A 6,446-nucleotide genomic window follows, 5' to 3' on the forward strand; every position below is an offset into this window, starting at 1 on the left:
AGGTGGTCGGCGAATCCATGAAGGAAAGCGCGGAAGACTTGACGTGTTTGAAGGAACTGATTGATGCCGGCGCGCTGCGTTCGGCACGGTTGATAGGAGGTCTTCACCCTTAACCCATCGATGGTTTCAGTGGCGATTGCAAGGCATATTCGGGGAAATCATCCATACGATGAATAGAAATTTACCGTGGTAAAACCCGAATATCGGCCATATAAGGGGGCATTGCAAGATGCCGGACATTAAGCCCTATCCGATTACGCGAAGTTTAATCCCGGAAAATCAAGAAAGTCCGATTCATTTCCTCTCCGCGGCGATAACCCCGGAACCGTACTTTTTCCGCCGAAACCATTTTCCTTATCCGGCAATCACAGGGGAGTCGTTCTTGCTTCCCGTTAGCGGAGAGGTGATGCGGCCTCTGACTTTCCATTCCCAAGACTTGCTCCGAATGCCATCCAAAGAAATCGCCGTTGTTATGGAGTGCTCGGGAAACAATAGATCCCGCTTTCAGCCGGAAGTTTATGGGGAGCAATGGGAGGGAGGAGCCGTCAGCCAGGGAGTATGGAGAGGAGTCCCGTTAAGAGATCTGCTGAAATGGACGGGACTTTCCGCGGAGGCAAAGGAAATCGTGTTTGAAGGAACCGATAGCGGAAAACGTACCGGTCAGGAAGGCACGTTCACTTTCGCGAGAAGCCTTCCGTTGGATAAGGCGCTGCACCCGGATACGATAATCGCCTATGAGTTGAATGGGAAACCGATCCCGTTTGAGCACGGTTATCCGCTTCGGTTAATCGTTCCCCAGTGGTACGCGATGGCTTCCGTGAAGTGGCTTCGAAAGATCACGGCGATCCGACATCATTTTCAAGGTCCTTTTCAAGAGTCGGATTATATGTATTTTCCGGAAAAGAACAGCGATGAGGGGAAAACCCCCGTAACCGCAATCCACGTCAATTCCATTATCCAGCAACCGATAAACTATAGCGTGTTGAAGGCGGGGACGCATCGGATTCACGGTTTGGCATGGACGGGAAACGGGAGGATTACCACAGTCGAAGTCAGCACGGATGGGGGAAAGCGTTGGGAGCAGGCAACCATACAAGGAACGCGGGATCCGTATGGGTGGGTCACCTGGACGTATGCATGGGCCGCCTTCGAACAAGGAGATTATACGTTGATGTCCAAAGCCGCGGATTCAGCCGGATTCATACAGCCTGCAGAAGCAAGATGGAACAGGAAAGGATACGGGTATAACGCTTATTCCACCGTAAACGTCAAAATAGAGTGAAGTGCTCATATCCGAAAGCGGATTTGCCCCGCCGCGCTCGCCTCCACCCTGTAAGGGGCTGTCCCATAGGTCATTTCAATTGACGAAGCCGCGGGTCTCCCACAAATAAAGATCGATTTCTTTTTGAAACCAGCTAACATAATCGTTAAGTTGATATACTTTCCACTCCATCAATTTTTCGGGGTTTTGGACAGCCATACTTGCCGGGGCACTCTGGCCGGTCTGGGGTATGTAAGGTTTTTGTACCAATCGGATATAGGTAAAGCTCGTTTCAACCGATCCTTCTTTTGTCGTTTGACTTGCTTTCATAAAAGCCAATTCACTCTCCACTTGGGATTGCTTTTCTTTCTGCTCAATCGTGACGGTTTTCGTGTCGAGCAGGGCGCGGCGACCGGCTTCGCGGACGATCGGGAAATTACGGAGTGGGCGAGAGGCGCGGTAAGCGCCATTCAACAACACGGTCTGATTGCCGGCAGAAATGCAAACCGATTCGATCCTTCCGGCAAAGTGACCCGGGCAGAGGCCGTTACGGTGCTGCTGAAACTATCGGACGCGAAGAGCGGTTCGTAAACATCGAGCTCCAACACGCGAGGGCCAATCGGCAGCCTCGTTTCGCTTTGCGCATGAGGTCTGGGTTATTCTATACGGCTTCTTTCGTCTTAGCGAAAAACCATTTACAAAATAAATGAGCCAATACAAGACTAACGCTTATGGTAATCCAAGTATGATACCATTCCCATTCTATATAATGTATTAATTTGGTAAACTTTTCGATAAGAATTTCTAGAGAAGTCAAAGTCGAACTATATGCGACATAATAAATCAATTGATTACGAATGCTTCGACCTTTGGGATACCACACATTAAAGGCAGCACTGATGACTGGAAACGCAAAAAACTCATACGTGAAGCTCGTTCGGTTTACGGAAGCAAAAATTCGAACGGGATATTCAATCCACCCTAACTCAACGGCCACTAACCCCGCAACAAAAGTAATGACCCGCATAAACAGAAAAGCCACGACCGCAAGCCGAATTTTATTTTTAGGTATGAATAACAGAATTCCTATACCCACTACGTACACTGCTAACAATATCCACCGTTCAATATTCATTCGTTCCAACACCGCTTTTCTTAAGGAACCAATTACAACAAACTAGGCTAATGAAGAAAAGAAAACCAATGTAAATCCACATCCCATACCAGGTTAAGAGTCCATATTGCAATAAATCTGTATATTTCTCGAGTGTGATATCTAATAAAGTAAGAGCAGAAACCCATAAGAAGAAGGACGAAAATTTAGACCATAGACTCCTTTTCAATCTAAGGTGAACATAAAAAATAGAAAAAATGACGGGATAAAAGAAATAGTTAATCGTTATTGCAAGATCCGATGCTTCAGGAAACTCACGAACAGGAGCGCTTAACAAGCCATATTTAAAAGCAGGAAAATCACAGCCCCAAATCATGGATTGAAATATAAGTGCTGCCAACGATCCTTCGCGCCTATTTTTTCGCGGAACAAACAAAATAAAACCGACAATGCCGATGCCCCACATACTAATCAGGATCATTCGCTCCATCGTGCCATCCGTCCTGCCTTCAAACAAACCTGCTTATATCCATTCCCAGACAGTCCCTCGAATATTCTTCCGGCGAAATCGGGAGACGAATATCAATTCCCTTACCGCATGCGGTAAGGGAATTGGTTTTTAGTATGGATCGTGTAAGCCTATTTTACTACAAAACCGATGTCCAGAATTTTACTTCCCTTCTCATCCTGGTCAACAAACCGGTCTTCACTATACCGTTCAAAGAAATGGATATACCCTTGCTCATCGGGCTGCAATTCCATGCCTTCTTCTTGGATGCGTTCCATGGCAAGATGTTCTTTGCCGTAAATTTCGTCTTCTGTGCCGAGATACCAGCAGATACCGCAATTCAAAGCACCTAACGCTAAACTGTCGAACCCTTCAGGCACTTGCGTATTGGGCGGCGCAAACATCCCGATCCAATATTCGAAGGGAGCGCCTTTTTTAAAGCGCATAAACCCCAACACCGAAGATCCATCTTCATATAAGGATTGCAAGGATTCCTTGCCCCCGGCTGCGTCTTCGATCGTCTGAAACCAACCGTTATTCATCCATTGCTTCCAGTGGTAGCCGAACATCCCGTCCACCCGATCGGCATCGCCATATTTCTTGCCGATGAATATGACTTCCGGGATCGACTGCCTGTACGATTTGACGATTTCCATTTGGGGTATCCCCTTCATTAAGTTTTTCTCAGCTTTTCATGATGGTAGATGTTAATTCAACGGATGCTCACCATTTTCCTTCCGTACCGACCACCTAGAAAAAAGGCAGCCCCGAAACAAACCGATGTTCGGTTGTTTAGCGGGGCAACCCGAATGACTTTGCGGAACAGGGGAAATCCGAGAGGGTTCTCCATGGCGTTCACCCCGTTTATGTCGTTCATGATGAGAAGAGCGAACCGGAAGGATTTGCATAGAATCAAGAAGCTGCTCGAAAAGCACAACTGATGTGATATCCGAAGTCAACTCTAACCGCTTAAGGTTAGAGTTTTTTTTCGTGGGACGGGCGAGTGTGGTCGTAATAACCGCTAAAAATACACTTTACAGGTTACAATTCCGTCATGTATGATGGAGTCAAATAACCGGTAAATGTAAATTAAAGTGGTTATAACGGAGGGCGATGGAAAATGGACATAGCAAAGTTGCCTTGGGCGGGCGTTCGTCTGGAAGCAGGCGGCACCGCGATCGTCATCGATCCGATTACCCGGATTTTAGAAGAGTTCGGCGGCGCTCGGGAGCCGATGTATCCGCTCGAACATTTCGGGAAGGCGGATGCCGTGCTGATTACCCATCTGCATGAGGATCATTTCGACCCGGATGCGATAATTGCGGCTTATGGTGCGGGGATTCCGGTATATGTACCGGCTGAAGTGGCGGACGACGCTCGCGCGGCAGGATTAATGAACGTCAGGGGTACGGCAGTCGGGATTCCTTACGTGATCGGGGACGATGTGAAGGTGACTGCGGTGCCCTCCGTCGACGGTCTCGGAGACGTTCAAGTCGCCTGGATCGTCGAGGGGGCAGGACGCAAGGTGATTCATTGCGGAGATACGCTGTGGCACGGTTACTGGTGGGGCTTCGCCCGGAAGTACGGACCCTTCGATGCGGCGTTCTTGCCGGTCAACGGCGCGGTGCTGGAACTTCCGGGGATGACGGCCAGCGGTCAGCCCATCTGCCTGACGCCGGAGCAGGCCGTCGCCGCGGCAACCGTTCTCGGTGCGGGGAACCTCGTTCCCATCCATTATGGAACGATGCAGCATCCGCCGATTTACAAGGAGACCCCGAATATTACGGCCCGACTGGCGGCAGCCGCGGAAGGCAAAGTAAAGATCTGCATGCTGAAGGCAACGGAGACGATAACAATATAAGCAGGGTCAGCCACAGACCAGACCGATAACGGAGGACAATTTCCATGGAACCGAAAATCATCACGCTCGGCGGGGCGACATGGATCAATTTGGCCAATACCATCGTGCAGCAAGACCATCAACGAGTCGACCTTCTAGAGGACCGGGACGACGCGGTTCAGTGGCTGGAAGGGAACGGCTTGCTCCAAGGCGAACTTCCGAAAGACTCGGGAGGGGACGCGATCCACGACACGCTAACCCGCCTTCGGGACATTTGCGTGGATGCGCTCTCCGATCTGCGCCGGGAAGGACGCCTGTCCGACCAAACCATTGCCAAACTCGAGAAGGAGTCCGGCGCGCTCGCCGTGAATGTCCGAATGGAGCGGGAGAACGGCGTTCCTCGTCTCATTCATGAGGGGCGGAGCCTCGAGGACCGAGTAAGTTATGAGGTGCTGCGTTCTCTGGTCGATACGCTGTCTCAATATCCGCCGGAACGGATCCGCAAATGCGAGCATGCGTCCTGCATGCTCCATTTCGTGGACACGTCCAAAAGCGGCAAACGCCGCTGGTGCAGCATGGACCTATGCGGGAATCGCCAGAAGGCGGCCGATTTCTATGCCCGGAAAAAGGAACGGTTGGGAAGGTAACGGGATGAGTATGAATCACCAGCTGTACGAAATCGCAACGCAAAGAAATACGAATTAAAATCTTCCTGATAAGGATAAAGTATGATATAAGTAGTCCTAAGGGCTTAGGAACAAGTGCCGCTTCGCAGCCCAATCTATCCTTTAAAGAGGTCATCATCATAAAAAGAATTCTGGTTACGGACACAGAAAAAATCGACCGTTTTGACGCCGACTCATTTGCTTCCTATTTGGATTACTGTACTCACATTCTGTTTCATGATGTAAATGATATTGTACTTGAAGGATTCGATAGGTCTTCGTTATCCGAAATGGAGTTTATGATCGACAGAGGCTATCTGGAAGCCCATCTGGAAAGACGCGTACCACTTCAATATCAGTACGTGGTCAAATCAAACAAAATGCGATCGATGATCCTAATCGAATACTTGCAACATGATCAGGGGTTAGCGATTATCGATTTTAATTTTTATCATGACCATCCCAATGAATTATTTGATCGCATTCTTCATTATAAAGGCCCGTGGGGAGTTTTTCATGTCGAGGTCGGGTAATCGCACCTACAAAATGGAGGTATCATCATGCAGTCAGACGCTCCCAATGAAGTGAAAACTATTATCGACTATATGATTCGAAATGAGGGTTTGCCGGGCCCCGACCAAACGCTGTTTGGCCACCTCCCTCCCAATGATCGGTTGGAAATATTCAAGCATTTTCCGGTCGATCAATTTAACCCCGATTTGGTTACGTTGTTCATGACGGCTTGCGGCGAGGCGGGGGAAGTACAAATGGCCATTTCTTTCGCGAATTTCTTTCTCGATAAAGGCGTGATCAGCAACTTTCAATACGGCGGAATTCAAGCGATTGTCGAATCGCCTTACAGAAGAGCGGAAGGGCGTTACAAGACCATTGAGAAGGCCATGAAGAGGCTGGAATTTGAAAAGGATCCGTTTGCCGTGCTGTTGAAAGAATATTGCAAAAATCAGAAATCCTAACATAGCTTGCCGAGGAGAACACGAAACCCGCCGACTGAATGAACTGACCCCTGTCAAGTAGACAGTATAAAAAACAAAAAGCTA

At 48.8% G+C, this 6,446-nt stretch carries 9 protein-coding genes; 5 read left to right on the top strand and 4 right to left on the bottom strand.

Annotation, left to right across the window (positions count from 1 at the left end; all coding sequences use genetic code 11):
- The first annotated feature begins 229 nt into the window (after nt 1-229).
- Nucleotides 230-1,282 (top strand): sulfite oxidase, encoded by a 1,053-nt coding sequence (locus PTZ19_RS25070; RefSeq protein ID WP_276358431.1) that lies wholly within the window; start codon nt 230-232, stop codon nt 1,280-1,282.
- A gap of 75 nt (nt 1,283-1,357) precedes the next feature.
- Here PTZ19_RS25070 and PTZ19_RS25075 read toward each other — a convergent pair whose 3' ends face one another.
- On the bottom strand, nt 1,358-1,741 hold the full coding sequence (locus tag PTZ19_RS25075; RefSeq protein WP_276358433.1) for a hypothetical protein: 384 nt from the start codon (nt 1,739-1,741) through the stop codon (nt 1,358-1,360).
- Between PTZ19_RS25075 and PTZ19_RS25510 the strand changes: the two genes are divergently transcribed.
- Nucleotides 1,730-1,852, top strand: coding sequence for an S-layer homology domain-containing protein (locus PTZ19_RS25510; protein ID WP_422615048.1), 123 nt, complete (start codon nt 1,730-1,732; stop codon nt 1,850-1,852). The genes PTZ19_RS25075 and PTZ19_RS25510 overlap by 12 nt on opposite strands.
- 70 nt (nt 1,853-1,922) lie before the next feature.
- On the opposite strand, the gene PTZ19_RS25345 is transcribed toward PTZ19_RS25510, so the two are convergent.
- The 3 genes from PTZ19_RS25345 to PTZ19_RS25085 form a co-directional block, all read right to left on the bottom strand.
- Complete coding sequence (locus PTZ19_RS25345) at nt 1,923-2,396, bottom strand: CBO0543 family protein (protein WP_339329361.1); 474 nt, start codon at nt 2,394-2,396, stop codon at nt 1,923-1,925.
- A complete protein-coding gene (locus tag PTZ19_RS25080) occupies nt 2,386-2,865 on the bottom strand; it encodes a CBO0543 family protein (protein ID WP_276358435.1) in 480 nt (159 codons plus the stop codon). The genes PTZ19_RS25345 and PTZ19_RS25080 overlap by 11 nt, the downstream gene beginning before the upstream one ends.
- Before the next feature lie 149 nt (nt 2,866-3,014).
- Nucleotides 3,015-3,539: an AraC family transcriptional regulator gene (locus tag PTZ19_RS25085; RefSeq protein ID WP_276358436.1), complete on the bottom strand. Its 525-nt coding sequence runs from the start codon at nt 3,537-3,539 to the stop codon at nt 3,015-3,017.
- A 464-nt stretch (nt 3,540-4,003) separates the two neighbouring features.
- Between PTZ19_RS25085 and PTZ19_RS25090 the strand changes: the two genes are divergently transcribed.
- The 3 genes from PTZ19_RS25090 (at nt 4,004) to PTZ19_RS25100 (ending at nt 6,362) form a co-directional block, all read left to right on the top strand.
- Nucleotides 4,004-4,744: an MBL fold metallo-hydrolase gene (locus PTZ19_RS25090; protein WP_276358438.1), complete on the top strand. Its 741-nt coding sequence runs from the start codon at nt 4,004-4,006 to the stop codon at nt 4,742-4,744.
- 44 nt (nt 4,745-4,788) lie between these two features.
- Nucleotides 4,789-5,370: a CGNR zinc finger domain-containing protein gene (locus tag PTZ19_RS25095; RefSeq protein ID WP_276358440.1), complete on the top strand. Its 582-nt coding sequence runs from the start codon at nt 4,789-4,791 to the stop codon at nt 5,368-5,370.
- A gap of 578 nt (nt 5,371-5,948) precedes the next feature.
- Nucleotides 5,949-6,362, top strand: coding sequence for a hypothetical protein (locus PTZ19_RS25100; RefSeq protein WP_276358441.1), 414 nt, complete (start codon nt 5,949-5,951; stop codon nt 6,360-6,362).
- Nucleotides 6,363-6,446: the final 84 nt, after the last annotated feature.

The sequence above is a fragment of the Cohnella caldifontis genome (assembly GCF_029360585.1).
Lineage (GTDB): Bacteria > Bacillota > Bacilli > Paenibacillales > Paenibacillaceae > Cohnella > Cohnella caldifontis.

Coding starts and splice junctions, on each gene's coding strand:
- PTZ19_RS25100 (WP_276358441.1), top strand. CDS start 5,949: ATGCAGTCAGACGCTCCCAATGAAGTGAAAACTATTATCGACTATATG.
- PTZ19_RS25070 (WP_276358431.1), top strand. CDS start 230: ATGCCGGACATTAAGCCCTATCCGATTACGCGAAGTTTAATCCCGGAA.
- PTZ19_RS25095 (WP_276358440.1), top strand. CDS start 4,789: ATGGAACCGAAAATCATCACGCTCGGCGGGGCGACATGGATCAATTTG.
- PTZ19_RS25090 (WP_276358438.1), top strand. CDS start 4,004: ATGGACATAGCAAAGTTGCCTTGGGCGGGCGTTCGTCTGGAAGCAGGC.
- PTZ19_RS25345 (WP_339329361.1), bottom strand. CDS start 2,396: ATGAATATTGAACGGTGGATATTGTTAGCAGTGTACGTAGTGGGTATA.
- PTZ19_RS25085 (WP_276358436.1), bottom strand. CDS start 3,539: ATGGAAATCGTCAAATCGTACAGGCAGTCGATCCCGGAAGTCATATTC.
- PTZ19_RS25080 (WP_276358435.1), bottom strand. CDS start 2,865: ATGGAGCGAATGATCCTGATTAGTATGTGGGGCATCGGCATTGTCGGT.